The following is a 24,624-nucleotide window of genomic DNA, read 5'->3' as shown; positions in this document are numbered from 1 at the left end:
AACCACGGCGGTTTCGGTGCCGGGGGCGGGCGGGTATCCCGCCCACGAGAACCGCCGATGAAGGAGTGCGTTGTGGCCATCGAATCCGTGAACCCCGCGACCGGTGAACGGCTGCTCTCGTTCGACGCCCTGACCGAGAGCGAACTCGAAGCCAAGCTGGTGCAGGCGGCGGAGGCGTTCGCGAGCTACCGGCACACCTCGTACGCCGAGCGCGCCGACTGGCTCCGGCGCGCCGCCGATCTGCTCGACGAGGAAGCCGAGGAGCTGGGACGGCTCGCCACGCTCGAAATGGGCAAGACGCTGGCGTCCGCCGTCGGCGAGGTGCGCAAGAGCGCGAAGGGCTGCCGCTGGTACGCCGACCACGCCGAGGAGATGCTGGCCGACGAGCACTGGCCGGTCGAGGGTGCGCGGGTGCTCACCCGGTACGAGCCGCTGGGTCCGGTGCTCGCGGTGATGCCGTGGAACTTCCCGTACTGGCAGGTGTTCCGGTTCGCGGCGCCGGCGCTGATGGCAGGCAACGTCGGCTTGCTCAAGCACGCCTCGAACGTCCCGCAGTGCGCGCTGAAGATCGAGGACGTGCTGCGCCGCGCGGGCTTCCCCGCCGGGGCGTTCCAGACCCTGCTCATCCCGTCCTCGGCGGTCGAGGGCCTGGTCGAGGACGAACGGGTGCGCGCGGTGACGCTGACCGGCAGCGAGCCGGCCGGGCGCCGGGTGGCCGCGACGGCGGGCGGGGCGATCAAGCCGAGCGTGCTGGAGCTGGGCGGGGCCGACGTGTTCATCGTGATGCCCTCGGCCGACGTCGAGGAGGCGGCCAAGCAGGCCGTGGCGTCGCGGATGCTGAACAACGGGCAGTCCTGCGTGAACGCCAAGCGGTTCGTGCTGCACGAGAGCATCGCCGACGAGTTCCTGCGGCACATGGTCGAGCGGATGGAGGGGCTGAAGATCGGGGACCCGATGGCCGAGGACACCGACCTCGGCCCGATGTCTTCGGCCGACGCGGTGGAGACGCTCGACCAGCAGGTGCGTGACACCGTGGCCGCGGGCGCCCGCCTCCTCACCGGCGGCCGGCCGCTGGACCGCGAGGGCTGTTTCTACCCGCCGACGGTGCTCGCCGACATCCCGGACGGCTCCCCCGGCCACCACGAGGAGTTCTTCGGCCCGGTCGCGCTGGTCTGGCGCGTCGGCAGCGCCGACGAAGCGGTCCGCGTGGCCAACGACTCCCCCTTCGGCCTCGGCGGCTCGGCCTGGACCACCGACGAGGCCGAGCAGGAGAAGTTCATCGCCGAGGTGGACACCGGCATGATGTACCTCAACAAGTTCACCGAGTCCACCCCGGAGGTGCCCTTCGGCGGCACCCGCAACTCGGGCTACGGCCGGGAACTGGCCGCGTTCGGCCCCCGTTCGTTCGTGAACCCGAAAACCGTTTGGGTGCAAGGAAAGTAACCCGCGTTCAGCCGTCCGCACCCGAGGGGCCCCGGTCGGCGAAGCGAGGACGGGGACCGGCCGTGGGTCGGGCTCCGTCCCCAGGGAGTGGACGGCGCCGCGGACCCGGGCCGGGGGTTGGAGGGTGGGCCCCGCAGCGACCGCGGCGGGCGTGGCTATCCTGCCGGGGACGGTGCCGGGGATCCGTCCAGTGGGTTTTTCGAGGATGAGGACAGTGCTGTGGTCACAGGTAAAGTTGTGCACTTCGATGAGAATCGCGGGTTCGGTTTCGTCTCGCCCGACGACGGCGGGGACGATGTCTTCCTGCACGTGAACGACATTCAGTTCGACAAGCGGCTGCTCGCGCCGGGCGTACAGCTCCAGTTCGACACCGAAGAGGGCGACCGGGGACTGAAGGCCTCCCGGGTCAGCCTGGTGGAGGGCGGTTCGGGCCGGGCCGGGTCCGACTCCCGGTCCCAGCAGGACTCCCGCCCCCTGCACGACGACGGTCTCTGCGACGTCCTGCCGGAGCACGAGTTCCTGGAGGAGGTCACCGAGCAGCTGCTGGCCAAGGCGTCTTCGCTGACGGGTGAGCAGATCCTCGCCGTGCGGCGGTGCGTGACGGGGCTGGCGCGGTCCCACGGCTGGATCGAGGGGTGACCGCGGTCGCCGCCGGATCGGTGGCGACCACCGCCTCCCGGCGGCGGTGAGCACGGCTCTCCGTCCGAAAAGGGCATTCACCGCTCCGAGACCGAGGCTCGGTTCCGGCTCCCGGATCGGGGCGGTGATCCGCCGGACCGCCGCCATCAGCCCCGCGCGCTCGATGAGCACCGCATTGCCGGCATTCGGCCGCACGAGCACCGAGCACCGACGCGCCGACCTGAACGCTCTTTCCTTGTCCCGCAATGATTTCAGTGCCACGACCAGCCCTCCCCGCCGGCCTTCGCCGACTGAGGCAGAAGCTAGCAGCGGGCACCGACAAAACCCGCGCCCCGATCACGCGAGCGGGATCGAACCGTTGCGGTACAAGGAAAAATCAATCAGAAGTCAGGTCGAAACCCAGTTCCCTGGCGGCGTCCGCCGGGGTCGGCTGCGACCAGCGGGCGACCACGGCGGCACTGGTGGACAGGCTCCGCAGCTCCGCCCGGTCCAGGTACAGCATCCCGCCCAGGTGGTCGGTCTCGTGCTGGACGATGCGGGCGGGCCAGCCGGCCAGCTCCTCGTCCACCGACGCGCCCGTCTCGTCCTGCGTTTCGAGGCGCACGCGCAACGGGCGGGAAACCACGGCCTGCCAGCCGGAAACGCTGAGGCAGCCCTCGAAGAACGCGGCGCGCTCCGACCCCAGCGGCGTGTAACGCGGGTTCACCAGCACGCGGAACGGCAGCGGCGTCATCCCCCGCGCCCGCAGCGTCGACGGGTCCGCGCCGGGCCGGTGCTCGGCCACGGCGATGCGCACGGGCAGGCCGATCTGCGGCGCCGCCAGGCCCACTCCGGGAGCCTCGTGCATGGTCACCTTCATGCCCTCGACCAGCGCGGCCAGTGCTTCGGCGGACAGCTCCCCCTCGTACGGCCGCGCCGGGTTGCGCAGCACCGGATCGCCCGCCTGGACGATGGGCCAGGGCAGCGGCCGGGTGAGCAGTTCGGCTACCAGTTCGGCGAGCAAGCGCTCCCCCTCCTACAGCAGTGTGCCGAAGACGACCGCGAAGAAGTCGTCCAGCGGGGCCGCGGACTTCGCCGCCTTGGCCCGGATGATCGCACCCTCCCACGCGTCCAGCACGAACCGACCCAGCCGGTCCGCGTCCCGGTCGGCCGGGACCTCGCCGGCCCGCTGGGCCTCGCGGATCGCCTCCGTGATCCGGCCCGACCAGCCGCGCAGGCCCGCCTCGACCTGCTCGCGGATCAGCGGGCTGTGGTCGGCGCGCTCGGCGCCCATGTTGCCGATCAGGCAGCCCCGGGTGAACTCGGCGGCGACCAGCCCGTCGCGCAGCACCCCGAACCGGGCCCGCAGGTGCTCGATCGGGCCGCGGCCGTGGGGGACGGCGCCCCAGGCGGACTTCGCCGCGTACCGGGCCACGACTTCGGCGCCGAGATCCTCCTTGCTCTTGAAGTGGTTGTAGAACGACCCCTTCGGCACGCCGGCGGCCCGGGTGATGGTGTCGACCGAGCAGGCCGCGAACCCGTGCCGGTGGAACTGGGCGACCGCCGTCTCGACGATCACCTCACGAACGCTGGGGCGAGGCATCACGTGAGCATATGACCGGTCGTCTCACCTTGCCAAGCGGCCGATCTGCGGCATGCTGGGCGACGTGGCCTACGACGTGAACACGATCCGCGAGCACTTCCCCGCCCTGCGTGAGGGCGCCGCCCACTTCGACGGGCCCGGCGGGTCCCAGGTGCCGGACGTGGTGGGCGAGGCGGTCGCCGCCACGCTCGGCGCGGCCATCTCCAACCGGGGGTCGGTCACGGCCGCCGAGCGCCGCGCCGACGGCATCGTCGGCGAGTCCCGCCAGGCCGTCGCCGACCTGCTGGCCGCCCGGCCCGAAGGCGTGGTCTTCGGGCGCAGCATGACCCAGCTGACCTACGACTTCTCCCGGACCATCGCGAAGGACTGGCGGCCCGGCGACGAGGTCGTGGTCACCCGGCTCGACCACGACGCCAACATCCGCCCGTGGATCCAGGCGGCCGAGGCCCGCGGGGTCACCGTGCGCTGGGCCGACTTCGTCCCGGAGACCGGTGAACTGCCGGTCGAGGCGGTGGCCTCGCTGCTGTCGCCGAAGACGCGGCTGGTGGCCGTGACCGCGGCGTCCAACCTGCTCGGCACCCGGCCCGACATCCCGGCGATCACGGCGAAGGTGCGTGAAGCGGGTGCGCTGAGCTACGTCGACGGAGTGCACCTCACCCCGCACTCGCCGGTGGACCTCGCCGAACTGGGCGCGGACTTCTACGCGTGCTCTTCGTACAAGTTCCTCGGCCCCCACCTGGGGCTGCTGGCCGCCGCGCCGGAGCTGCTGGAGACGCTGCGCCCGGACAAGCTGGCGCCCTCCAGCGACGCCGTGCCCGAGCGGTTCGAGCTGGGCACGCTCCCTTACGAGCAGCTCGCCGGGCTCACCGCGGCGATCGGCTTCCTGGCCGGTCTCGTGCCTGGTGAGGGCACTCGTCGCGAGCGCTTGCTGACCTCGATGGCCGAGCTGGAAACCCACGAGGGGTCCTTGCGTGAACGCCTCGACGCCGGTCTCGCCGCGCTGCCCCGGGTGATCCGCTACGGCTCGCCGGACCGCCGGCGTACGCCCACTGTGCTGTTCTCGGTCGAAGGCGTGGCGCCGAAGGACGTGTACGAGCACCTGGCGCGACACGGCGTCAACGCGCCGGCCGCGACGTTCTACGCCATCGAGTGCTCCCGTCACCTCGGCTTGGGCGACACGGGCGCGGTCCGCGCGGGCATCGCCCCCTACACCACCACCGCAGAGGTGGACCGCCTGGTCGGCGCGGTCGCGGACCTGGTCGGCGGGTGAGCACGATCGACGAGGCCCTCCGAAGACCGCAGCGGGCGGATGCTCTCGAACGGCTGCACTCGGCTGTGTCCTCGCTCACCGAGGGGCTCGATCAGGCGCCGGACGTGTTCGACGTGGTGTGCGCGGAGGCGGTGCGGGCCGTACCGGGAGCGACGACGGCGAGCTTCACCACCGGCGAAATTTCCGCGAACGAGGCGGACTGCCTCACCTCGCCGCTGACCGTCGGCGGCACCCCGGGCACGCTGGCGGTGTACGCACGGGATGGCTTCCCCGACGATGCGCCCGCCGCTCTCGCGCTGTACGTCGCCATCGTGCGCTTCGGATTGCGCGCCCGTCATCACCGTGACAGCGCGGAATCCCTCGCCGAAGTGTCGAAGGAGGCGCTGAAGTCCCGGGCCGTGATCGAGCAGGCCAAGGGCATCCTGATGGCCGCGCACCGGATCAACGCCGACGAAGCCGCTGGGCGACTCCTCGAACAGTCCCGGCGCGAAGACGTGAAACTGCGCGAAGTGGCGTCCCGGTTCGTCGGCGAGGCGACCTGAGCCGGACCTCCGGCGCGGGTGAACGCCGAGCGCCTCGACTCACCACGACGAGCGTCGTGGTCCCGCTCACGCTGGCGACATCGCCGAGAGGTGACGAACCGTTCGCCACCCGCCAAACCGGTGGCCGACCACCCCGCCGAGGTCACGCGATTTCACTTGCCGTGTCCGCCATCACCCAGAGGCGTTGAAAACAGCGGAATCGCCCCACCGGTGACTATCCGTTCCCGAATGGGCCTCATCGGGTGAAAACCATTCTCCGCCCCACCTCGGGCCCGGTTTTTTCCCTATCTTTCACAGGACCCTCCAGCCCGGTCAGCAAAGGGGAACGGCCATGACCCAGTCGCTCGAGGTTACGACCAAGGAATTCTGCGTCCAGTGGCCGATGCAGGGCCATGAGGGCGGCCAGGTCCGCTTCACCCTCTCCGGTCAGGTGAGCCTGCTCGACGGCAAGCGCTTCTACAAGATCGACGGGGTGCTCTACATCTCCGAAGGCAGCACCTATTGCCGGGAAATCGGAAATCCGCGGCTGTACGTCCGGCGCAACGGCGTCGAGGCGAGCGGACGGCAATGGGGCTGGGAAACGATCAGCTCCCGCCGGACCGCGAACCGCCTCTGCACGATGGACGGCTATTTCGTCCGCACCGGCTACTGGGCCCCGGCCGACCGGGCGATCCAGCTCGGCATCGTCGCCGAAAGCGGGTTCAACCGCCGCAAGTCCCACAGCCCGACCGCCACCCTCCGGCTGGTCGACTGACCCCTTCGGCGGTGGGTCCGCTCACCCCCGTGCCTCGGCCCGGACGCCCGGGGTGCTGAGGAACACACCGGTTTCTGCCGGAATCCCGGTGAAACGTTGTACCGGACACAGCGCATCCGAGCTGGTCAGGGGACCATGGGGGACATGCGGAACACGGTCCGGGGTGCTCGCCCGCCCCACCTCTGCCGGCGAGTGCTCCGGCGGCTCGGCGCCGTCGGCAACCCGCTGGTGCGGCGGTCCGACCGGCTCGAGGGCCTCATCCTCGCCACGACGGTCCTGCTCGCCCTGCTGGCGCTCCCGCTGGTGGTGGCCCTGGGGCGGGCGGACGTGGCCATGGAGGAGTCGGCCGCCGACGCCCAGACCGGCTCCCGCCACCAGGTCACCGCGACCGTGCTGAAGACCGCGCCGCAGCCCGCCTCGGTGGGCGACGGGGCGCCGATCACCCAGCACTCGCGCGTGACCGCCCGCTGGCGGCTGCCGCACGGCGGCGCGCCGCACACCGGCGTGGTCACCGTGCCCGCCGGGGACGCGGCCGCCGGTTCCCGCACCCCGATCTGGCTGGACCACCGCGGCAGGCAAACCACTGCGCCGCTGACCCGCGCCGACGCGGTGACCAACGGCGTGCTCGTGGGCGCCTTCGCCTGGCTGTGCGCGATCGGGCTGCTGGCCGGGGCCTACTGGGTGGCCCGCGGGGTGCTGGACCGCCGGCGGGCGGCCCGGTGGGCGGCCGAGTGGCAGCAGTTCGCCGGACCGGAGGCGGTGCGCTAATCCGTCCACAGTGGATGGATCAGGCGGGCTGCGCCGCCGCCGACCGCGACCGCGGGAGGTCGGCCAGCAGGGTCTCCCCCTTGACCAGCCAGGCCAGCGCGAAGGCGAAGATCGCCAGCGACTCCAGCCAGACCGTCGGGTGCAGCGAAGCCGTGGCGTCGTCGAAGAAGAAGCCCACGACGACGATCAGGGCCAGGCTCACGAGCATCACCACCCCGCACGCGCGGTACAGCGCGTTGCGCGCCTTTTTCCTCGGCGTGAGCACGGCACCGTCCGATTTGGTGAACAGGAACAGGCAGAAGAAGGCCAGCGTCAGGAAGAACACCGCGGCGAAGACCAGGTGGGCGACGCCGATCGCGTGCTCGGTGCCGGTCGGTGACGCCGGACTGGTCGGGAACAGCGCGACGCCGATCCCCGCGACCGCCGCGATGTCGGCGGCGACGTCGTCGACCCGGCCGTAACCGCGGTAGGAGATCAGGAAGACGCCCATCGCGCACAGGATGCCGACGAAGACGTTGCGCATGTCGCTGTAGTAGTAGCCGCTCAGCGAGCCGAGCAGGCCACCGCCTTGCAGGACCTCCTTGCCGGCGATCATCAGGATCGGCAGGGCGAAGCCCAGCACCCCGATCCCGCGGCGGAGGAACAGGTACGAGCGGACGAGTGCGTTCACGGTGGGGCCTCCCGGGTGGCCGACGCTGCCTCGGTCCAAGTTATCGGCTCCGCCGCGGACCACCCGGGGAAGTCGTCCGGTCGGCCGAACGACCCGGGCCCCGTCCGCCCCGCTCAGCTCGCCACCCGGTCGCGGTATTCCCGGTACCGGACCGCGTTCGCGGCCCGGTAGCCCAGGTGGTCGAGCAGCTTGCCGGACACCGGACCGGTCATCATCCGGTAGCCGCGGTTGCGGTTGCCGATCGCCCGCGGCGTGGCCGGCACCAGGAAGCCGGCCGAGCCGGCGCCGTTCTTGTGCCCGACGCGCGCGGGCTTGCGCAGCCGCCGCTCGTACCGCGCGAACGCGGTCTCGTGGTCCCCGCCGGCCGCGGCGAGCTCACCGGCCAGGATCTGGGCGCCCATCATCGCCAGTCCGGTGCCGGAGCCACCGGGACCGGCGCACCACGCGGCGTCGCCGAGCAGCACCACGCGGCCGGAGGACCACCGGTCGAGCCGGATCTGCCCGACGGTGTCGAAGTAGAGGTCCACCGCGTCCGGCACCGCGCGCATCAGCCGGGGGATCTCCCAGCCCGAGCCCGCATACACCTCGGCCAGGAGCTCCTGCTGGCGCCGCCGGTCCGGACGGCCGTAACCACGCGGGTCCCCGCGGAAGAACAGGCCGACGCTGACCGTGCCCGGCTCGCGGTTGCTCGCGACCATCGCGCTGCGCCCCGGCTCGCTGTAGACGAGGCCGCTGTGGTCCAGGCCGAGGTGGTTCGGCGCGGTGAAGCCCGCGAAGTGGTAGCCCAGCTCCCGGCGGAATGCCGTCTCCGGGCCGAACGCCACCGCGCGGACCCCGGAGTGGACGCCGTCCGCGCCCACCACCAGGTCGAACTCGCGGGGCGCGCCGTGGCGGAAGGTCACGCGGACCCCGTCGGCGGTCTCGGCGAGCCCGGTGACGCGGTCGCCGAAAACGTACTCGGTGTAGTCCCGGGTGCGGTCGTGGAGGATGCGGGCGAGGTCGCCGCGCAGCACCTCGACCTCGCCACTGATGAAGCGGGCCGGCACGGTGAACGCCGTCCGGCCGGCCCGGTCGAGCACGAGCTGGTCGCCCATCGCGGTCTCGTGCGCGCGCACCTCGTCGGCGATCCCCATGGCGCCGAGCAGCTTCACCTGCTCACCGCGGAAGTCCACGGCTTGGCCGCCGGGCCGCAGCGCCGCCGCCGCCTCGACGACGGTCACCGAACAGCCGTGCCGGTGCAGCCAGTAGGCGGCCGAGGGCCCGGCCACGCCGGCGCCGGAAACAAGAACGGTTCTGGTCATCGCTGAATCCCCTTCGCGGGTTCGGATTTCGATGACGCCAGACTGCGATGCGGCGCTGACGGTGCCCGCACCATTCGCTGACGGTGCGCGTGCGGGACCGTCAGCGCGCGGGGGGACCGCCGTCGGCGTCCTCGTCGAGCCGCGCCAGCATCCGGTCGAAGGCCCGGCCGAGCACGCCCAGCTCCTCGCCGGACAGCGGGTCGAAGAAGTATCGCCGCACGGTTTCCACGTGCTGGGGCGCGGCCGTCTCGATCGCGCCGCGACCGGCCTCGGTCAGCCGCACCATCGAGCCGCGAGCGTCGTCCGGGCAGTGCTCACGCGAGACCAGCCCGCGCTTCTCCATCCGGCTCACGTGGTGCGAGAGGCGGCTGCGGTCCCAGTCGACCTCGAGGCCGAGGTCCCGCATCCGCAGCACCGCGCCCGGAGCCTCGGACAGCGGCACGAGCAGCGCGTAATCGGCGCCGGACAGGCCCGCGTCGCGTTGCAGCTGCCGGTCCAGCGCACCGCCGAAGTCCCGGAGCAGCCGGTGGTAGGACCGCCAGACGTGCGCCTCCCGCTCGTCGAGCCACCGCGCGTCCGCCATCCGCTGATCGTACAAAATTGTTGACACATCATCACGGGCTCGGCCAGGAAACCGGGTAGAGGCGGCCCATCAGCTCCAGCACCTCGTCGATCATCCGGTTCGCCGCGGCCTTGGCCGGGGCGCCGGCCACGGCCAGGCCGGCCTCGGTGGACATGGCGGTCAGCGAGAGCACGAGCATGTCCGACAACGGCCGGGTGTGCCCGTTGACCAGGGTGGCGTTGGCCGTGAGCCATCCGCGGAAGCGCTCGCGGGAGAGCAGGCCGAACCCGGCCGGGCCGGTGCCCGAGAGGAACAGTCGGGACAGCTTGCGCTCCTGCCAGCAGCCTTCGAGGTAGGCGCGGGCCCCGGCGACGAACAGCCGCAGCGCGTCCTGCTCGCCCGCGGCCAGCGCCCTCCGGAACGCCTGGACCGAGCGGTGCTGCTGGCGGCGGTTGTACTCGTGGTAGACGGTGGTGTAGAGCTCGGACTTGGCGGCGAAGTGGTGGTAGAGGCTGCCGATGCTGGCGCCGGCCCGTTCGGCGATCGCGACCATGCTCGCGCCCTCGTAGCCGGCCGCGGCGAACACCTCGGCGGCCGCGTCGAGCAACGCCGCCCGGGTCGCCTGCGCCCGCTTGCTCACTGTCGCCTCGGTCATGGCGTGATTGTGCTATACCCACCTTCTCGGGGCACCGCACCGGAGCGGGGCCGAGAGCAGCGAGGTGCGTTGTGACGAACCGTGCTTGGCGCTCCACCGCGATGCCGGCGGCGCTGGCCGTGCTGGCCGTGCTGGCCGCATCGATCCTCCTGGGCTCGACGGCGCCCTCCGCCGGGGCCGCACCCGCGCGGGTCGGCCTCACCACCGTCTCCAATCCGCGGCCCGACCTGGTCAGCGGCGGTCAGGTGCTGCTGCGGGTCACCGCCCCGGACCCGCGCGGGGTGCGGGTGAGCGCGGGCGGGCACGACGTCACCGCCGTCTTCCGCGCCCAGGCCGACGGCAGCCGGCTCGGACTGGTCGGTGGTCTGCCCGAAGGTCCCACCGACATCACCGCCACCGCGGGCCGCGGCGGCCGGGCGAGCGTGCGGGTGGTGAACCACCCGGTCACCGGGCCGGTCTTCTCCGGCCGCCGGCAGCAGCCGTTCTACTGCGAAACCACGGCGTACGGGCTGCCGCCGGCGACGATGCCGCTGTGCAGCGCACCGACGCAGGTGACCTACCGGTACCGGACGAAGGCCGGGGCGTTCCAGCCGCTGGCCGATCCGGCCAGCCGCCCGGCCGACCTGGCCACGGCCACCGTCGGCGGCCACCCGGTGCCGTACGTGGTGCGGGTGGAGCGCGGGACGATCGACCGCGCGGTGTACGAGATCGCCGCGCTCGCCTCCGAGGCCACGCCGCCTTCGCCCTACACCAGGGGTCCGGGCTGGAACGGCAAGCTCGTGTACACCTTCGGCGGCGGCTGCAACGCCGGCTACCACCAAGGCGCCACCACCGGCGGGGTGCTCGACGACCTGTTCCTCGCCCAGGGCTTCGCGGTCGCGTCGTCGAGCCTGAACGTGCTCGACAACAACTGCAGCCCGATCATTTCGGCCGAGGCCGCGATGATGGTCAAGGAGCACTTCGGCGAGACCTACGGCCCGGTCACCCACACCATCGGCTGGGGCGGGTCCGGCGGGGCGATCCAGCAGTACGACATCGCCGAGGCCTACCCCGGCATCGTCGACGGCATCGTCCCCGGAGTGTCCTTTCCGGACCCGGAGACCACCTTCGGCCCGGTGACCGACTGCCGGCTGCTGAACCGGTACTTCGACCACGCTTCGTTCACCGACGCGCAGAAGCTCGCGGTCGGCGGCTGGAACTCCTACGACACCTGCGTTTCGTGGCAGCGGACCTTCGCCGACCGCGCGACCGCCACCGGGAGCTGCAACGCGGCCATCCCGGTCGCGGTGCGGTGGGACCCGGTGACCAACCCGGACGGGGTGCGCTGCAACTCCGACGAGCAGTTCGCGAACCAGCTCGGCCGCGACCCCGGGACCGGGTTCGTGCGCAGCCCGCTGGACAACGTCGGTGTGCAGTACGGACTCGGCGCGCTGCGCGCCGGCGAAATCACCCCGGCCCAGTTCGCCCACCTCAACGCGTCGGTCGGCGGCCTCGACCACACCGGCCGGCCGGTGCCGCAGCGCACCGCGGCGGACCCCAAGGCGCTGGAGGCGGTCTACCGCGACGACATCTACAACTCGGCCTCGCTGGGCCTGCGCAGCACGCCGATCATCGACCAGCGCACCGACCTCGACTTCGCCGGGACCGGGAACGACATCCACACCAGCGACTGGTCGTACGTCCTGCGCCGGCGGCTGCTCGACGCGAACGGGACCGCGGCGAACCAGGTGATCATCGAGAACCAGCCGTCCGCCGACCAGCAGGCCGCCGCCGGCGCCTACGAGCTGGACGCGATGGACCGCTGGCTGGACGCGATCGACCGGGACGGCTCGCCCCGCCCCGCCGCGGCCAAGGTGATCGCGGACCGCCCCGCCGACCTGGCGGACGGCTGCTACCTCTCGGCGACCCAGCGGGTGCGGGAGAAGCTGACCTACCCCTCGGGCGGCAGGTGCGGCGCGGCGTACCCGGTGGCCGGGAACACTCGGACGGCCGCGGGCGAGGGCCTCGCGATGAACACGCTGAAGTGCCGGCTCGAACCACTGGACTTCCGCGCCTACCCGGTGCGGTTCACCCGGGCCGAGCAGGCCGAGCTGCGGTCGGCCTTCCCGTCCGGGGTGTGCGACTACCGCCGTCCCGGCCTCGGCGAACGGCGTCCGGCCGGGCCCTGGCTGAACTACGGGAGCCGCTGAGGCCCGGGTGGGGCCATCCCGGTCCGGGGCGGCGGACTGCGGCCCGGGCACCGTGATGGGATGCTGGGGTCATGACTCATTACGCACTGGCGCAGGCGGTCACCGTCGCGCAGGACCTCGAAGCGAAGGGCTTCCTGGGCACGGTCGGGAAGATCGCCGCGGCCACCGTGATCTTCTTCATCGCGATCGGCCTGATCGTCGGCTTGATCCTCGGCTTCTTCATCGGCCGCGCGGCCGGGCGGCGCCAGGGCGGCGGCGCCTGAGACCGCTGTCCACAAAGGACCCGGTTCGCCGGCCGGACCGGCGAACCGGACCCGTGTTCCCCCGGAGGGGCGCCTCCCGCGCGACGGCGTCCGGCCTTTCCCGCGAGAGGGATCAGTAGTCGTCGCGCCCGGTGAACTGCTGCTCCAGCAGTTCGGCCGAGCCGGCGACCAGCTCCAGCGGGTCGATGAACTCGTTGATGTCCAGGTTGACCAGCGGCAGCGAGTGCCGCAGGACCAGGTGCTCGCCCATCACCACCAGCCCGCCGACCACCGTCGTCTCGCCGACCTCGGTCAGCACGGAGAGCAGGTCCACCTCGTCCGCGCGCGCGAACGGGGTGGCGATCTGCACCCAGTCCTCCCGCTGGTCGAAGACCTCCCGCGCGATCACCATGACCTGCGCGCGCCCCTCGGTGTCGGCGTCGTCGCCGAACACGATGCGAATCCGGATCTCGTCCGGCTCGTCGAGGATCACCCGGTACTCGTGCCTGATGTACCCGACCAGATCAGCCCACTCCGCCACGCGCTTTCCTCCCGTTTCGCTCCGTGCACGGCCAGGGTAGTGAAGATCGGGCGGCCCGGGAACGGAAATCTCCGGTCGAGGGCCGGATCGGGCGGTCAGAGCCGCTTCCACGCCCCGGTCAGCGTCTCGCGCAGGATCTGCTCCATCTCGTCGAATTCGCGCTGCCCGCAGATCAACGGCGGGGAGAGCTGCACCACCGGCTCCGCGCGGTCGTCGGCCCGGCAGTACAGGCCGGCCTCGAACAGCGCGTCGGACAGGTAGCCCCGCAGCACCCGCTCCGATTCGTCCGCGGTGAACGTCTCCTTGGTCGCCTTGTCCTTCACCAGCTCGATGCCGTAGAAGAACCCGGCCCCGCGGACGTCGCCCACGATCGGCAGGTCCAGCAGGCGCTCCAGGGTCGAGCGGAACGCCGATTCCCGCGCCAGCACCTGCCCGTACAGGTTTTCGCGCTCCATCAGGTCCAGGTTCGCCAGCGCGACCGCGCAGGAGACCGGGTGGCCGCCGTAGGTGGAGCCGTGCATGAACGTGGTGGACCCGTGGGCGAAGGGCGCCATCAGGCGGTCGCTGGCCAGCACTGCGCCCAGCGGCGCGTAACCCGAGGTCAGGCCCTTGGCCGTGGTGATCAGGTCCGGCTGGTAGCCGTAGCGCTTCGCGCCGAAGTCGTGGCCGAGGCGGCCGAAGGCGCAGATCACCTCGTCGGAGACCAGCAGCACGTCGTGGCGGTCGCAGATCTCGCGGACCCGCTCGAAGTAGCCCGGCGGCGGGACGAAACAGCCGCCGGTGTTCTGCACGGGCTCCAGGAACACCGCCGCCACCGTTTCGGACCCCTCGAACTCGATGGCCTGCTCGATCTGGTCGGCGGCCCACCGGCCGTACGCCTGGTAGTCGTCGGCGTGCTCGGTCGCGCGGTAGAAGTTCGTGTTCGGCACGCGCATCGTGCTCGGTACCAGTGGCTCGAAGTCCGCCTTCGCACCCGGGATGCCGGTGATGGACAGCGCCCCCTGCGAAGTGCCGTGATACGCCAGCGCACGGCTGATCACCTTGTGCTTGGTGGGTTGGCCGACGAGCTTGAAGTACTGCTTCGCGAGCTTCCACGCCGTCTCGACCGATTCCCCGCCGCTCACGGTGAAGAACACGCGGTTCAGGTCGCCGGGCGAAGCCTCGGTCAGCCGCTGGGCGAGCTCGATCGCCGACGGGTGCGCGTGGCCCCACAGCGGGAAGTACGCGAGCTGCTTCGTCTGCCGCGCCGCGGCTTCGGCCAGCTCCTCGCGGCCGTGCCCGACCTGTACGGCGAACAGCCCGGCCAGCCCGTCGAGGTAGCGCTTGCCGCGGGAATCCCAGATGTACGCGCCCTCCCCCCGCACGATCACCGGGACCTCGGCGGTCTCGAAGGCGGAGTGGCGCGTGAAGTGCAACCAGAGGTTGTCGCGCGCGGCGCGGGCCTGGCCGGCGGCGGAGACTTCGGCGGATTCGGCGGTGGGGCTCATAGCTCCCTCGTTACGGCCTCGGGGCAACCGGCCGCAGGGCGCGGACCGGCCGGACCTCTCGGTTATCGCACGAACGGAGCCCTCGCTGCAAGCGGATCGGTTGAACCAAGATCCTCTAGCAACCGATTCACGGTAATATTTGCCGGTTAACCTTCGGATTTAGTCGTCACGCTCCGCGCGGTACCCCACTGGTAGGACTGCTTCCGCAGCTTGAGGTACACGAGCACCTCCGCGTTGCGCACGCCGGGCAGGGCGCGGATGCGGTTGGACGTCAGGTCGAGCAGCGCTTCGTCGTCGGCGCACACCGCTTCGCACAGCACGTCGAAGCGGCCGGCGCAGAGCACCACGTAGGCGATCTCGTCCATCCCGGCCAGCGCATCGGCGACCGGTTCGAGCGGACCGTCCACGTTGATCGCCACCATCGCCTGCCGGAACAGCCCGACCTGCAAGGGATCCGAGACCGCGACGATCTGGATCACCCCGGAGTCCGAAAGCCGCTGCACCCGCTGGCGGACGGCGGCCTCGGACAGCCCGACCGCCTTGCCGATCGTGGCGTACGCCCGCCGCCCGTCCTCCTGCAGCTGCGCGATGATCCGCGTGGAGATTTCGTCGATGACCGGCGGCGCCGGCCGGCCCGGATTCGGTTCCTGACTGCTCACCACGCCGATCATCCCCGCCTCGGGCGGCTGTGGGCAAACCGCGTCACCCGGCGGCGGAACGTCATCGAAAGCGACAGCCCGGCCCGTATCGACGACGGATTTAGTCGTCTTGACGGCGTTGACATCACCGAATCGGTGCTGTTCCATCCGGCGAAAGATCGTGCCGTTGACGGAGGGAACTCCTCCCATGCCCCTTGACCCGGCCCCCGCCGAACCCGGCCTCACCGAGATCCCGGCCCGCCGGGGCCTCACCCGCTCGATCGGCGTCGGCGGCGGCACGCTGCTGACGCTCAGTTGCGTGACCCCCGCGTCCTCCCTGTTCGTCCTCGTGCCCCCGCTCTTCGCGCAACTCGGCACCGGCACCGCACTGGCCATCGCGCTCGCCGTCCTGCTGTGCGTCGGCATCGCCTTCTGCTATTCCGAACTCGGCACGCTCGTACCCAGCGCCGGCGGCGAGTACGCGATGGTGACCACGGTGCTCAACCGGTTCGCCGGCTGGATCACCTTCGTGCTGTCGTTCGTCGTCATCCTGGTGGTGCCGCCGATCATCGCGATCGGCGTCGCCGGCTACGTGAGCGCGATCGTGCCCGTCGCCCCTTCGGTGGCGGGCGCGATCGTCATGCTCGCCGCCACCGGGATGGGCCTGCTGAACCTGCGTTCCAACGCCTGGCTCACCGGGATCTTCCTGACGATCGAGATCGCCGCCGTCGTGGTCGTCTCCGTGCTGGGCTTCAGCCACCTCAGCCAGCCGGCCTCGGTGCTGGTGCGGCCGGGATTCGGCGGGGCCGACGGCCTCGGCCTGGTGGCGGTGGTCGCCGGGCTCGCCGTGGCGTTGTTCGTGGTCCAGGGCTTCTCCACCGCCGTCTACCTGGCCGAGGAGATGCGGGAGCCGCACAAAACGGTTTCCCGCACGGTGTTCTGGACGCTCGGGATCAGCGCGCTGGTGATCCTGGTGCCGGTCGTCGCGATCACGCTGGGCGTGGGCGACCTCGGCGCGCTCGGCGGGGTGGACCTGACCGCGCTCGTGGTGGGCTGGAGCTCTTCGACCTTCGGCACCGTGGTCAGCCTGGGCATCGCCGCGGCGATCGTGAACGCCGTGATCGTGATGGTCATCCAGAATTCGCGGGTGCTGTTCGCTTCCGGCCGCGACCAGGCCTGGCCCGAACCGGTCAACCGGGGGCTGAGCGTGGTGAGCGAACGGTCCGGCGCCCCCTGGGTGGCGACGCTGGTGGTCGGGCTGTCCGAGGCGGTCCTGTGCTTCGTGCCGGTGGAGACGCTGAGCGGGGTGACCGGGGTGGCCGTCGTCGCGCTGTACCTGGCCGTCGCCGTGACCGTGCTGGCCGCGCGCCGCGCGAAGCACCGCGGGCCGCGGGTCTGGCGGATGCCCGGCTGGCCGGTGGTGCCGGTGGTCGTGGTGCTGGCGCTGGCCTACGTGCTGATCGAGCAGAGCGCGCTCGACCTCGGCCTCACCGCGGCGGTGCTCGTGGTCTCCGGCCTCTACTGGTTCGGCTACCTCCGCCGGCGCGCCGATCGCTGGCTGGTCACCGTTCCGCCCGAAGCACCGTGACGCGCATGGTGTCCACAATAGACACGATCAGGCGGCGACCGGCATCGGCACCCCGAGCGAAGCGGTGACCCGCATGACGAACTCGGCGTTGGACCGGGTGCCGCGCACCTGCTCGAGGAACTGATCGACGGCGTGCTTGGTGTCCTTTCCGGACAGGGCCCGGCGCACCTCGGCCATCACGGTCAGCTCGGGGGCGGGGACGATCAGCTCGTCGCGGCGGGTGCCGGAGCCGAACAGGTCGACCGCGGGGAACACCCGCTGGTCGGCGAGCGCCCGGTCGAGCCGGATCTCGGAGTTGCCGGTGCTCTTCAGCTCCTCGAAGAACACGGTGTCGGCCAGCGAGCCGGTGCCGACCAGGGCGGTGGCGATGACGGTGAGCGAGCCGCCTTCCTCGATGGTGCGCGCGGCGCCGAGGAGGCGCTTCATCGGCTGCAGGGCACCGGCGTCCACGCCGCCGGAAAGGACGCGCCCGGACGGCCGGGCGGCCAGGTTGTAGGCGCGGCCGAGGCGGGTCAGCGAGTCGAGCAGGAGCACCACGTCGCGCCCGGTCTCGACCAGCCGTTTCGCCCGCTCGACGGCCAGCTCGGCGACCGCGACGTGCTCGGCCGGCGGCCGGTCGAAAGTGGACGCGACCACCTCGCCGCGCACGGACCGCTGCATGTCGGTGACCTCCTCCGGCCGCTCGTCGGCCAGCAGCACCATCAGGTGCGCCTCGGGGTGGTTGACCGCGACGGCCTGCGCGATCGCCTGCAGCACCGAGGTCTTCCCGGTCCGCGGCGGCGCGACGACCAGGGCGCGCTGCCCCATTCCGATCGGTGCGACCAGGTCGAGCACGCGGGTGGTGAGCTGGTGGCGGCTGGTTTCGAGGACGAGCCGCCGGTTCGGGTGCACCGGCGTGAGCCGGCCGAACTCGGGCCGCTTCCCGCCGGGCCGGTGCCCGTTGACCGAGGTGATGGTGTCCCCGTCCCCGCTGATCTCGTCGCCGCGGCGCAGGCCGAACCGGCGGACGAATCCGAAGGGGACAGTGGTGCCGCCCGGGCCGTAGCCCAGAGTGGCCTTGGTGCCTTGGATATCAAGAATTCCTTGGTATGACATGGTTTTCTCCCAGAATGATGAGACGATCGGCGCCCAAGCGCGGATCGAGTGGTGCGGAACGAAGAGCGGCTCGGGATGAGCCGGACTGGGGGGAAGAACTGGTGTCTTCCGCGAACTCCCCCGGGCGGCGGGTGGGCCGACTTCCGTGAGGATCGAGATGAGCATAGCGCACCGGGGACCGTGGCCACAACACCCTGGCGTTGCCGGGATCGCGCACGAGCCCAGGCGGCCCGGCTCGGCTCCGTCGTTCCGCGGAGGCGGCGTCAACCCGCGGGTCGTCCCTGATGCTGTGCGGCTCGGATCAGTTCGACCGGACTGCACCAGGATCCCGGGCCGTCGACGTGGGGAACAGTGCTGGTCACCCATTTGTTCCCGGTCCACGCGCCGACCACCACCGCGCGGACCTGCCGACCCCTTCATCCAGCGCGAACGGCTCGGTGGGCGTGACGGGGAGGCAGCACGGCAAGTCCGGCACGTAGTGTTCGTGGGCTTCGCTCTCGTCGCCCGCCCAGCTCAAAGCAGCTCGGGCGTCAGAGGGGGAGCCGCCATCGCCTCGTCGAACGGGAACATCGGCCGCTCGATCGCGGCGTGCCCGAGGCGCAGGAGGTCCTGGTCGACGCCGCCGGGGGTGAGCGCGAGCAGCCAGTCCGCCGCCATCTCGTACAACTCCGGTTCCAGGTAGCCGATCTTCACCAGCACCACGTCGGCCTCGCGCGGGTGCAGGCCCAGCGCCAGGAAGTCCGACTCCAGGTGGTACGGCTTGCGGCGCGCGGTCACGATCACCCGCAGACCGCCGACGGCGAGCGCCACCGCCGTGCCCGCGACCGGATCGGCCTCGTCGATCGCCTCGACCCGCGCGGTCAGCGGGACCGGGCCGTGCGGGCCCGAGTCGACCTTCCCGCCCAGCTCGACCGCCACGGTCGCGCCGACCCCGGCTTCGACGGCGACGGCCACGGCGGCCGGGTCCACGATCGCCGCGTACAGCGTCCTCAGCCCGGAGTCCACCACGGCCGGTGTCCGCAGCAGCCCGTCCAGGGTCCACGAGGTGTCCCCCGCCCCGCCCGCGGTCGGGTTGTCCCCGGAATCGCTGACGAAGAACGGCCGTTCGGCCGATTCCACCGCCCGCGCCAGGCACTCGGCCAGGGTGCCGGTGGGCGCGACGAAGGAGAAATCACGGCGAGCGTCCCAATAGGACCGGGCCAGCCGGGCCGCCTGCGCGGTGATCACCTCCTCGTCGTCCCCGGTGACCACCACGGCGGCCTGACACCGAGGCTCGTCCGCCCACGCGTAGCCGACCCAGATGGCCGCGTCGAGCACGCCGTCCAGCGCCTCGACCTCGTCCACGGCCGCGTACACGCTCTTCGCCGGCTCCAGCCGGGTGCTGGTCTTCTCGCCCGGCAGCAGCACGGGCACCTGCACCCACGCCTTCTTCGGCTTCCCGCTGGAACGGAGCCTCGCGACCAGGTTGCGGGCCGCGCGCTCGCGCGTGTCCCACGCGTCGGTGTGCGGGGCCTTGCGGTAGCAGGTGATCAGGTCCAGCGCCGTGGCCAGCTCACGCGAGACGTTGCCGTGCAGGTCCATCGACGCCGAGACCAGCACGTCCGGACCCACGATCGCCCGCACCCGCGAGGCCAGCCCGCCCTCGGCGTCGGTGCGGCCGACCACGCTCATCGCGCCGTGGATGTCGAAGAACAGCCCGTCGAGCCCTTCGGCCGCCCGCAGCCGTTCCAGGATCTCCCCGGACAACTCGGCGTACGCCTGCTCGGTCACCGCCCCGCCGGGCAGCGAGCGGGCGTGCACCAGCGGCACCCACTCGACGCCGTCCGTCCACTCCGGACGTTCGCGCAGGAAGCCGTACCGCGCCAGCAGCTCCGCCCCCCGGGTCACCTGGAAATCGTCCACCACCGACCGGTGCGGGGAAAACGTACTCGACTCGATGGCGATGCCCGTGATCCCGATCCGCAGTTTCCGCACCACGGCCTCCGTTCCGAAATCAAGACTCGCCTGATCGTGCCACCCAGCCCCGCTCGACGCCAAGGCCGATGAGCTCTTGGGCGAGCTGCCAGAGCGCTGGGGCACCATCGCCGATCACCTCCTTGCGCTGCCGGACTTCCCGGTCCGTCACTCCCGGGGTCCGCCAGGTACCGCCGGCGTTGGTGAAGTTCAGCAACAGGGATTGGAACCGGTCCATCGACCTGGCGAACCTGGCTTCGGGAGTCCGGTGAGCCTCGAACTCCTCCCAGAGGCCGCGGAACTCTGCCTCCTGGTCCACCGGCAAGAGGGCGAACAACCGGTCCGCTGCCGCGCTCTCCCGCTCCCGCTGGTCCGCCGATGCGACCGGGTCGAAGAGAAAGGTGTCGCCGGCATGAATCTCGACCAGGTCGTGGAGCACGACCAGTCTCATCGTGTGGCCCACGTCGATCGGCAGGGCAGCGTACTCCGCCAGCAAGGGCACGAGCACCGCGAGATGCCAGGAGTGCTCCGCGTCGTTCTCGCGCCGGTCGGCCGAGGCCAGCGAGGTCCGTCGCACGACGGTCTTCAATCGATCGATCTCGACGGCGAATCGGAGCTGTGCCAGTAGCCGCTCGGGCAGTCCAGCCGGCAGCCCGGCCCGGTCCACGAGAGTTGGCTCCTCGGTCATCGCGCACCTCTCTCGACTTCGTCGTACAGCTGCGAAACATCAATTCCGCTGCTGCTCCGGTACTTCCGCCCGACCTGCTGATAACTGACACTGTCACCGTGGGGTGCCACGAAGACGATCTTGCCGAAAGCCATGCGTGGGTAGACCCGTACCGCACGAGCGACCCTGATCTCTAGAGTCCAGCGAATCGCGTGACCGACGTGCCCCAGCGGGGCGGAAACGTGCACCCACACCCCGAGCGCGCCGACGCTGCGATCCCCATTGATCAGCTGCGCATACGCCTCGGAGCAGGTTCGTTCGTGGGTGATACCGAGGTAGAGTTCTCCGGGAACGAGCACCATCCCCTCCGGCCGGATCTCCTGCTCGGTGAATCGGGTAACCGCGGCCGCGTCGAGCACGGGATCCGAGCACACCCGGATGACGTCCCCGAGGTGCCAGTCGTAGGCATTCGTCGAAACGTGCCGTTGGTCGAACGGCTCGATCAGGATGTCCCCGCTTCGGACAGCGGCGATGATCTTCTGGCGGGTCAGGATCATCGACAGCTCAATCCCGACCGGAGCCCGCAGCCAATACCACCCGTTCGCCCGATTCCGACACCAGCTGCACATAGCGGTCCGGCGCCGCAGCACGACGCGACCGGGCCAGCTGGGCCATCACCGATCGGTGCAGCCGCATCGGATCGAAGCCGGCTGCCGGACTCGGGATGTACGCGATCAGTTCACCGTCTTCGCACACCGCGAACGCCCTGGGGCACGCGGAGACTGCTCGGACGATTTCCTCGACCACGCGGAGATCGACGAGGATCCCGTCCTTCCGCATCCAGCGCCCCTCGGGCCCCGGCGCCGGAGCATCGGCGGCTAGCTGAGCCGCCTCGACGCCGGTATCGGACCGCAACTGCTTCAACAGCAGAGATTCCAGAGTTCGCAGGAATTCGTGCGCGTGCTCTTCCGACACCAGTTCGGTGTCGACGATCACGCTGAACACCTCGCAATCCGCACCGCTGTAAGGCTCGAAGAAGAACTCCAAGTTCTGGCGTTGCCAACCGGCCACGGTCCTGATCCGGGTCAGGGCTTTCTGCCCCTCGGCGTCCTCGATGGACGGCTCGGCCTCACTTACCGCCTCCGGCCGCGACAACCGGGAATCATTGAAGAAGGTGCCGAACCTGGTCACTGCTCCTCGTCGTCGGTCCGCGCTGCGGATGGCCTCCGCCAGCCGCACGGGATCGCACTGTGCGTGGGCCTGCGCGTTGAGATATGAGCGGGAGGTCACGGCCGCGATCTCGCTCAGTGAACAACCGTTCGTCTTGACCGCGACCAGCGCGTTTCCCACGGTGATACCCGCCAGCTCGGCGAGGCCGGGCAGGAACCGGTTACCCACGATCAGTTTGAACAGGATGGTGTCCCGGCCAGTGATCGCGGCCAGCACCGTAGCCACCGAGCTGAGCAGTACCGTCGAATTGGTCACGTTCAGCCGGGACGAGAGCAGTTCCAGCGCCGTCGCCGCCGCCGGAGAGGCCATTTCGACCCGGACGAAACGGAGCTCCGCCGGCTTGCCCAGTGACCCGTCGAAAGTGGACGGGGGAGCCGAAGCCATGGTCTCCAGCCAAAGGCCGACTGCCCGCTCGGACAGCTCCGCTCCTTCCGCCGAGCGCTCGAAGACCGCCCGCGAAACCGGCTGAACACCCGGGCCGGGCAGCTCGGCGTTCGAGACCAGACGTTCGAGGTCCGCGGTCAGCAGGTCCACTCCGGTGCGGTCGAACAGTATGTGCGACAGCACCATCAGCAGTCGGCGCGGGGCGGCCCCGTCCTCGAGAACGGCGATTCGCAGGGGCAACTCCCCGGGGAACCGAAACGGGCTCGTCCGCATCTCCTTCAAGATCCGTTTCGCAGCGCTGTCCGGATCCTCGTCTCGTTCCACCCGGACCGGGACGGAACCCGTCTTCACCACGTCCTGCAGGAGTTCACCGCTATCGTCGAGGTACACCTGGGTTCGCAGGGTGTCGTGACGCGACAGCAGCAGCCCCATCGCGTCCAGCACCTGTCGCCGCGAGACCGCACCGGGCAGCGGGACTTCTACTTCGATGTTGAAGTATGCGTCGTCGGGCATCAACCACTGCGCATCGTTCCAGAGCAACCGCTGGGACCACGTCGCCGTTTCTCGCTTCGCCGCGTCCGAACCGAAGCTGAGCTGCTCGTCGCTCTGCCTCACACCCGTCCCCTCCGGTCGAGTTCGTAGCGACCGAGGTCACCGATCGCCGAATCGCACGGCCAACTGCAGAAGCCGATCTCCTCGAAGAACGGCGTGCCGTCGTCGGCCCGGTACTGCGCACGCGGATGATCGAGGTGGACTATCGGGTCGGCGTGCCGGTCCAACGCGCCGTACCGGTCGACGCGCCATTCGAAGTCCTGGTCCTCACCTCCCCAGCCGGCGAACCGTTCGTCCATTCCCCCGATCCGGCGGAACAGACTCGTCCGGAGCCAGAGGCAACCACCCGGCGGGCGGCGCAGGTACACCCCGCGCAGCAGCCGCTGATCGACTTCCGGGCGACCACTGACGCACCGGTTCCGGATCGCCCGCCTGCTGCTGTCCTCGTCGAGGAAGAGCAAGTCCTGGAACGGCCAGTGCGCCTGGGTCCCCGGCTCGCCGAACCGCGCCAGCGCCCGGGCCACGAAATCACGGTCGACGAGTATGTCCGCGTCGAGGACGCACACGGCCTCGGCCGGTGCGGCACCGTGGACGACTCCGACGTTGACGGCCCAGGCCTTGTTGAATCGGCCGTCGTTGTACGCGTGGAGGTAGGTGTCGCACAGCGGCTGGATCTCCTGCCGCCACCGGGGGACCTCATCGGTCTCCACCACGACGATCCGGTACCGGCTGCGACCGGCGGTCTGGTCGTTCAGCGAAGCGAGGACCCAGCGGAGGTTTCGCAGCCGCGCGGTTCCTCCGCTCCCGCGAAACGGGATGACCACCGCGGCGTCGACCGGCTCGCCGGCGCGAGGCGGTGGCGCGTTCGGCACCGCCGCTGCGATCGGCACCTCATCGGCCGGACCGGGCCGCCACGCCTCGCCCACATGTACGATAAGGCGGGACAGCTTCTCCGCCTCCATCGCCGCCACGCACAGCTCGGATGGCTTGTCGGGATTCTCGCTGGCGAAGTAGTGCGCCACCTTCCGCACCAGCTCATGGTGGACGGCGCCGTCGCCCGGTGTCTCCTGGAGCCGCACAGCCAACGCGCCGATCCCGTCTTCGTCGAGTGCTCTGGCCGCCCTCGTGACCGTCCGGTGCGCCGGCACGGACCAGTTCCAGTAATCCGGCGCCGCGGTCTGGGCGAACACATCGACTTCCAGCACCACGCTGCCGGCGACCGCCTTCGCCAAGGCAAGCGGCCCAGCCGTAAGGAAATTGCCGGCGGACAATGAATTCCTCATCAATGCATCCCACCCCTTACGGAAAATTCCGCGAACATGAGCCAGTTGTTCACGTCAGCGAACAACTGCAGAACTCATAGAGAGAAACCGAGCACGGAGACATCCAGGCCGAAGGTGAACGGATCCGCTTGCACCATGGCGACCGACCCGTCACGCTACCAACCCGGCCGATCACTGGCAAGAAGGATGATCCGACCTACCAACTGCTGATCACTGGGTGTAACTGCGATCCCGGGCGCCGATCGGCCCTTCGAGTTACCGTCCTGGTTGCGAAACACCCTTGGCCACAAGGCTTCTCGTCTTGTCCGGCAGCTTGCCCGGTGTCCGCTTGACAGCCACAGGTTGGACGTGGTGCTGTGAATAGGCGCTACAGTGATTCTGCGCCTCCGGATCGTTTTCGACGACGTTCGAACTCCGGGTATGCGCAGGAAAATCGCGCTGACACACGGAAGGCTTTCGGCCGCTCAGGACTTCCGATCGCCACGGAGAACTCCTCGACGGCCGTCCCGCCCGAAATGACCCAGCGTGCGCCCCGCAGCCAGCGCCACCAGTTCTGCGCCTGAACCGCACTAACTATTCGCCGTGCGCC

General features: G+C 70.6%; 24 protein-coding genes. 9 read left to right on the top strand and 15 right to left on the bottom strand.

Features of this window, described 5'->3' with window-relative positions:
* Nucleotides 1–72 precede the first annotated feature (72 nt).
* Both NYF13_RS13005 and NYF13_RS13000 read left to right on the top strand, forming a co-directional pair.
* A complete protein-coding gene (locus tag NYF13_RS13005) occupies nt 73–1,443 on the top strand; it encodes an NAD-dependent succinate-semialdehyde dehydrogenase (protein ID WP_315656571.1) in 1,371 nt (456 codons plus the stop codon).
* Nucleotides 1,444–1,680: 237 nt separating this feature from the next.
* On the top strand, nt 1,681–2,082 hold the full coding sequence (locus tag NYF13_RS13000; protein ID WP_315656570.1) for a cold shock domain-containing protein: 402 nt from the start codon (nt 1,681–1,683) through the stop codon (nt 2,080–2,082).
* Nucleotides 2,083–2,458: 376 nt separating this feature from the next.
* On the opposite strand, the gene NYF13_RS12995 is transcribed toward NYF13_RS13000, so the two are convergent.
* Both NYF13_RS12995 and NYF13_RS12990 read right to left on the bottom strand, forming a co-directional pair.
* Nucleotides 2,459–3,085, bottom strand: coding sequence for a peptide deformylase (locus NYF13_RS12995; RefSeq protein ID WP_315656569.1), 627 nt, complete (start codon nt 3,083–3,085; stop codon nt 2,459–2,461).
* A gap of 12 nt (nt 3,086–3,097) precedes the next feature.
* Nucleotides 3,098–3,664 (bottom strand): TetR family transcriptional regulator C-terminal domain-containing protein, encoded by a 567-nt coding sequence (locus NYF13_RS12990; protein WP_315656568.1) that lies wholly within the window; start codon nt 3,662–3,664, stop codon nt 3,098–3,100.
* Nucleotides 3,665–3,716: 52 nt separating this feature from the next.
* Here NYF13_RS12990 and NYF13_RS12985 point away from each other — a divergent pair, with 52 nt between their 5' ends.
* From NYF13_RS12985 to NYF13_RS12970, 4 genes are all read left to right on the top strand, one after another.
* Entirely contained in the window at nt 3,717–4,934 is a 1,218-nt protein-coding gene (locus NYF13_RS12985) for a cysteine desulfurase-like protein (protein ID WP_315656567.1), read from the top strand.
* 65 nt (nt 4,935–4,999) lie between these two features.
* A complete protein-coding gene (locus NYF13_RS12980) occupies nt 5,000–5,476 on the top strand; it encodes an ANTAR domain-containing protein (RefSeq protein WP_315656566.1) in 477 nt (158 codons plus the stop codon).
* Between the two features lie 331 nt (nt 5,477–5,807).
* On the top strand, nt 5,808–6,230 hold the full coding sequence (locus tag NYF13_RS12975; protein WP_315656565.1) for a hypothetical protein: 423 nt from the start codon (nt 5,808–5,810) through the stop codon (nt 6,228–6,230).
* A gap of 144 nt (nt 6,231–6,374) precedes the next feature.
* Nucleotides 6,375–6,998 carry a hypothetical protein gene (locus tag NYF13_RS12970; RefSeq protein WP_315656564.1) on the top strand — a complete coding sequence of 208 codons (624 nt, stop codon included), beginning with the start codon at nt 6,375–6,377 and terminating at the stop codon, nt 6,996–6,998.
* A gap of 19 nt (nt 6,999–7,017) precedes the next feature.
* On the opposite strand, the gene NYF13_RS12965 is transcribed toward NYF13_RS12970, so the two are convergent.
* From NYF13_RS12965 to NYF13_RS12950, 4 genes are all read right to left on the bottom strand, one after another.
* The gene (locus tag NYF13_RS12965; protein WP_315656563.1) at nt 7,018–7,668 is read right to left on the bottom strand and encodes a DUF998 domain-containing protein; all 651 of its coding nucleotides are present in this window, start codon (nt 7,666–7,668) and stop codon (nt 7,018–7,020) included.
* A gap of 113 nt (nt 7,669–7,781) precedes the next feature.
* Nucleotides 7,782–8,969 (bottom strand): FAD-dependent monooxygenase, encoded by a 1,188-nt coding sequence (locus NYF13_RS12960; protein WP_315656562.1) that lies wholly within the window; start codon nt 8,967–8,969, stop codon nt 7,782–7,784.
* Between the two features lie 100 nt (nt 8,970–9,069).
* On the bottom strand, nt 9,070–9,552 hold the full coding sequence (locus NYF13_RS12955) for a MarR family winged helix-turn-helix transcriptional regulator (protein WP_315656561.1): 483 nt from the start codon (nt 9,550–9,552) through the stop codon (nt 9,070–9,072).
* 31 nt (nt 9,553–9,583) lie between these two features.
* A complete protein-coding gene (locus NYF13_RS12950; protein ID WP_315656560.1) occupies nt 9,584–10,186 on the bottom strand; it encodes a TetR/AcrR family transcriptional regulator in 603 nt (200 codons plus the stop codon).
* 71 nt (nt 10,187–10,257) lie between these two features.
* Between NYF13_RS12950 and NYF13_RS12945 the strand changes: the two genes are divergently transcribed.
* Both NYF13_RS12945 and NYF13_RS12940 read left to right on the top strand, forming a co-directional pair.
* Nucleotides 10,258–12,375, top strand: a complete 2,118-nt coding sequence (locus NYF13_RS12945) for a DUF6351 family protein (RefSeq protein ID WP_315656559.1) — start codon at nt 10,258–10,260, stop codon at nt 12,373–12,375.
* Nucleotides 12,376–12,446: 71 nt separating this feature from the next.
* A complete protein-coding gene (locus NYF13_RS12940; protein WP_315656558.1) occupies nt 12,447–12,638 on the top strand; it encodes a hypothetical protein in 192 nt (63 codons plus the stop codon).
* A 112-nt stretch (nt 12,639–12,750) separates the two neighbouring features.
* On the opposite strand, the gene NYF13_RS12935 is transcribed toward NYF13_RS12940, so the two are convergent.
* The 3 genes from NYF13_RS12935 to NYF13_RS12925 all read right to left on the bottom strand — a co-directional run bounded on the left by NYF13_RS12935 (nt 12,751) and on the right by NYF13_RS12925 (nt 15,316).
* Nucleotides 12,751–13,158 (bottom strand): hypothetical protein, encoded by a 408-nt coding sequence (locus NYF13_RS12935; protein ID WP_315656556.1) that lies wholly within the window; start codon nt 13,156–13,158, stop codon nt 12,751–12,753.
* Between the two features lie 95 nt (nt 13,159–13,253).
* Nucleotides 13,254–14,645, bottom strand: coding sequence for an aspartate aminotransferase family protein (locus NYF13_RS12930; RefSeq protein ID WP_315656555.1), 1,392 nt, complete (start codon nt 14,643–14,645; stop codon nt 13,254–13,256).
* Nucleotides 14,646–14,791: 146 nt separating this feature from the next.
* Nucleotides 14,792–15,316, bottom strand: coding sequence for an Lrp/AsnC family transcriptional regulator (locus NYF13_RS12925; protein ID WP_396287059.1), 525 nt, complete (start codon nt 15,314–15,316; stop codon nt 14,792–14,794).
* 175 nt (nt 15,317–15,491) lie between these two features.
* On the opposite strand from NYF13_RS12925, the gene NYF13_RS12920 reads away from it, so the two are divergent.
* Nucleotides 15,492–16,871, top strand: coding sequence for an APC family permease (locus tag NYF13_RS12920; protein WP_315656552.1), 1,380 nt, complete (start codon nt 15,492–15,494; stop codon nt 16,869–16,871).
* Nucleotides 16,872–16,898: 27 nt separating this feature from the next.
* Here the strand turns inward: NYF13_RS12920 and rho are convergent, their stop codons facing one another.
* The 6 genes from rho to NYF13_RS12890 form a co-directional block, all read right to left on the bottom strand.
* On the bottom strand, nt 16,899–17,966 hold the full coding sequence (gene rho, locus NYF13_RS12915) for a transcription termination factor Rho (protein WP_315656550.1): 1,068 nt from the start codon (nt 17,964–17,966) through the stop codon (nt 16,899–16,901).
* A gap of 513 nt (nt 17,967–18,479) precedes the next feature.
* Complete coding sequence (locus NYF13_RS12910) at nt 18,480–19,940, bottom strand: M81 family metallopeptidase (RefSeq protein WP_315656549.1); 1,461 nt, start codon at nt 19,938–19,940, stop codon at nt 18,480–18,482.
* Nucleotides 19,941–19,959: 19 nt separating this feature from the next.
* On the bottom strand, nt 19,960–20,586 hold the full coding sequence (locus tag NYF13_RS12905; protein WP_315656548.1) for an HD domain-containing protein: 627 nt from the start codon (nt 20,584–20,586) through the stop codon (nt 19,960–19,962).
* Between the two features lie 17 nt (nt 20,587–20,603).
* Nucleotides 20,604–21,143 carry a dCTP deaminase domain-containing protein gene (locus NYF13_RS12900; protein WP_315656547.1) on the bottom strand — a complete coding sequence of 180 codons (540 nt, stop codon included), beginning with the start codon at nt 21,141–21,143 and terminating at the stop codon, nt 20,604–20,606.
* Nucleotides 21,144–21,150: 7 nt separating this feature from the next.
* Nucleotides 21,151–22,815, bottom strand: a complete 1,665-nt coding sequence (locus NYF13_RS12895; protein ID WP_315656546.1) for a condensation domain-containing protein — start codon at nt 22,813–22,815, stop codon at nt 21,151–21,153.
* On the bottom strand, nt 22,812–23,984 hold the full coding sequence (locus NYF13_RS12890) for a glycosyltransferase family A protein (protein WP_315656544.1): 1,173 nt from the start codon (nt 23,982–23,984) through the stop codon (nt 22,812–22,814). The genes NYF13_RS12895 and NYF13_RS12890 overlap by 4 nt, the downstream gene beginning before the upstream one ends.
* Between the last annotated feature and the right edge of the window lie 640 nt (nt 23,985–24,624).

The sequence above is a fragment of the Amycolatopsis sp. PS_44_ISF1 genome, assembly GCF_032335455.1.
Lineage (GTDB): Bacteria > Actinomycetota > Actinomycetes > Mycobacteriales > Pseudonocardiaceae > Amycolatopsis.
The sequence above is the reverse complement of the archived record's forward strand: the minus strand, read 5'-3'. Positions and strand labels throughout refer to the sequence as shown.

What these genes read in the sequence shown, in the direction of transcription:
- NYF13_RS12990 (WP_315656568.1), bottom strand. Translation starts at nt 3,664, where the DNA reads ATGCCTCGCCCCAGCGTTCGTGAGGTGATCGTCGAGACGGCGGTCGCC.
- NYF13_RS12985 (WP_315656567.1), top strand. Translation starts at nt 3,717, where the DNA reads ATGCTGGGCGACGTGGCCTACGACGTGAACACGATCCGCGAGCACTTC.
- NYF13_RS12975 (WP_315656565.1), top strand. Translation starts at nt 5,808, where the DNA reads ATGACCCAGTCGCTCGAGGTTACGACCAAGGAATTCTGCGTCCAGTGG.
- NYF13_RS12970 (WP_315656564.1), top strand. Translation starts at nt 6,375, where the DNA reads ATGCGGAACACGGTCCGGGGTGCTCGCCCGCCCCACCTCTGCCGGCGA.
- NYF13_RS12960 (WP_315656562.1), bottom strand. Translation starts at nt 8,969, where the DNA reads ATGACCAGAACCGTTCTTGTTTCCGGCGCCGGCGTGGCCGGGCCCTCG.
- NYF13_RS12955 (WP_315656561.1), bottom strand. Translation starts at nt 9,552, where the DNA reads ATGGCGGACGCGCGGTGGCTCGACGAGCGGGAGGCGCACGTCTGGCGG.
- NYF13_RS12950 (WP_315656560.1), bottom strand. Translation starts at nt 10,186, where the DNA reads ATGACCGAGGCGACAGTGAGCAAGCGGGCGCAGGCGACCCGGGCGGCG.
- NYF13_RS12940 (WP_315656558.1), top strand. Translation starts at nt 12,447, where the DNA reads ATGACTCATTACGCACTGGCGCAGGCGGTCACCGTCGCGCAGGACCTC.
- NYF13_RS12930 (WP_315656555.1), bottom strand. Translation starts at nt 14,645, where the DNA reads ATGAGCCCCACCGCCGAATCCGCCGAAGTCTCCGCCGCCGGCCAGGCC.
- NYF13_RS12925 (WP_396287059.1), bottom strand. Translation starts at nt 15,316, where the DNA reads ATGATCGGCGTGGTGAGCAGTCAGGAACCGAATCCGGGCCGGCCGGCG.
- NYF13_RS12920 (WP_315656552.1), top strand. Translation starts at nt 15,492, where the DNA reads ATGCCCCTTGACCCGGCCCCCGCCGAACCCGGCCTCACCGAGATCCCG.
- rho (WP_315656550.1), bottom strand. Translation starts at nt 17,966, where the DNA reads ATGTCATACCAAGGAATTCTTGATATCCAAGGCACCAAGGCCACTCTG.
- NYF13_RS12900 (WP_315656547.1), bottom strand. Translation starts at nt 21,143, where the DNA reads ATGATCCTGACCCGCCAGAAGATCATCGCCGCTGTCCGAAGCGGGGAC.